This window comes from Mesorhizobium sp. P5_C1 (assembly GCF_054049815.1).
This window is the reverse complement of record NZ_JBFULQ010000797.1, coordinates 1-1,915: the sequence shown is the minus strand read 5'-3', so window position 1 is coordinate 1,915 and position 1,915 is coordinate 1. Positions and strand designations below refer to the sequence as shown.

The following is a 1,915-nucleotide window of genomic DNA, read 5'->3' as shown; positions in this document are numbered from 1 at the left end:
GGCCAGATGCATTCGTGATCGGGATTGACGATCTCAACCTGTTCGAAGTCGCAATTCGCAAAAAGCTGGTTCGCGAGATCGCCGGCCTTGCCTCGCGACCCAGGCTCGCGTCCTATTTGGCAGGCGGCCCGCTGTTCGACTGCTCCATGATCGGAACTACCGCGCGGTAGCCCCACAGCCGTCCTTGATGGTTCGGGAAGATGTTCGCTTCTGTTCTCGCGGTGCACGATCCGATCGGCACCGCCGCTGGGAGGTAGACCATGACAATAGTGCGTAACTCTTCATTTGTAGCCCTTKCCGCACTTTCCGCAATGGTGGGGTTAGCGGGCAATCTGAATGCCGAGGATGCACCTCCGACAATCGTCACCCTCGGCGACAGCTACATCAACGGCCACGGAATAGAAGCTCCAGCTGACGCATTTGCCGCCAGGCTCAAGTCGGCGCTGAACTCCGACGGGCACCAAGTGACGATTGTCGAGGTCGGGTACACAAACGACAGCGGGTCGGGTCTCCGTTGGCTGACGAAATCGACAGGCGGCCTTGACCTGCAGGCGAGCCCCGCAAACCAAGTTGTCATTGTCGAACTGGGACAGAACGATTGCGGGCTTCTCGACCTTGATCACACGCGAGCGAATCTCGACCAGCTTCTGGGTATCCTCGCCGACAAGAGGGTTCCAGTGCTTGTGGTTGGAACCGCCGCGTATGACTATTGCTCGTTTAGGCACACTGACTATGCCGAGCTGTTTTCAAAGATGTTCTCTGAACTGGCGACCAAGCATGGAGACTTGCTCTACGCCGACTTCAAGGAGGGCGTGACTGGGCATCAGGAGTTGCTGCAAGCGGACAATGACCACCCAAATGCAGCGGGTGATGCGATCATCGTTAGAAACATGCTCCCTATGGTTGAGGCGCTGCTAGCGCAGGTGAAACCGCGTTGAACCCCGTCTGAAGAACGAACGGCGTGGAATTTGGGCCGTGTTCTCAGAAGCGAATTGGCAGGCGTGACCAAGGCCCGAATGTGCCGTAACGGCGATCGTTAGCGCGGTCGCTGGAGATGTCCGCTTTTGGGCAACCACAATTTTGAGCTCTACGATCAAGATTGGGCGCATTGCAGACTGCCGGCTCTGGGGCCGTTTGCGGACCGGCGGGTTTCGGGAACATGTGGCGCAGAGCTGCCATTCGACAACTCGACGGCAACTAGCCACTATTTCAAGCCCCGCTGGTCAATGCACACGGCCTCTCTCTCAGGCCACGGGTTATATCTTGTGTATGTCCCTAGCCACCCTCAGCAGTCCAGTATCTTGGATGAGATCTATAACGCTTGCCATCGTTGGTACCGCCGGGTCCATTTGGCCCGTATCGAATATCTCTATGAGAGCATCGCACTATTCTGGCAGCCCGGCAGCATTAAGCGCAGCACCAAGGCATTCCGCGAGCGCTGGAGCACAGTTCACGCCCGCAAACTGGCGGCTGTAGCGGAACGTTGGTTGCAGTTCGAGCACCCGCGCGGCAGCTGCCCTCGCTTCCTCCAACCGGCCGAGTTTGGCAAGTGCAGYGGCCAATTGCACATAAGTGATGCTGTGTGCGGGATTGGCCTGAACGGACTTGTAAGCGGCGCGACAGGCTTCGTCGTAGCGGCCGCGGAGCAGGTGACTCATCGCCTGCGCGTCGAAAGCGGCGAAGGCCCAAGGGTCAAAGGGGCTTAGCCGCATTCCGCGCTCGCTCCACTCGATGGCTCGCTCTGCTTCTGCGCCCCATCCGAGGACGACACTGCCGAGAATGTAGGTCAGCGCCGATGACGGGCTGATCGCGAGCGCAGCTTCCAATGCAGTGAAAGCAGCGCTGCGGTCATGTCCATCCATGCCCAGGGAAAATCCCGCGAGAGTTAATGCGGACGCATCGTCCTGTCCCTGGA

At 58.8% G+C, this 1,915-nt stretch carries 2 protein-coding genes; one reads left to right on the top strand and one right to left on the bottom strand.

The features are described 5' to 3' along the window. The first annotated feature begins 260 nt into the window (after window positions 1-260). Entirely contained in the window at window positions 261-938 is a 678-nt protein-coding gene (locus tag ACXJ7R_RS31390) for a GDSL-type esterase/lipase family protein (RefSeq protein WP_457155199.1), read from the top strand. A 447-nt stretch (window positions 939-1,385) separates the two neighbouring features. On the opposite strand, the gene ACXJ7R_RS31385 is transcribed toward ACXJ7R_RS31390, so the two are convergent. After that, window positions 1,386-1,915 (bottom strand): tetratricopeptide repeat protein (locus tag ACXJ7R_RS31385; protein WP_457155198.1); only part of this gene is annotated, 530 nt, incomplete at its 5' end.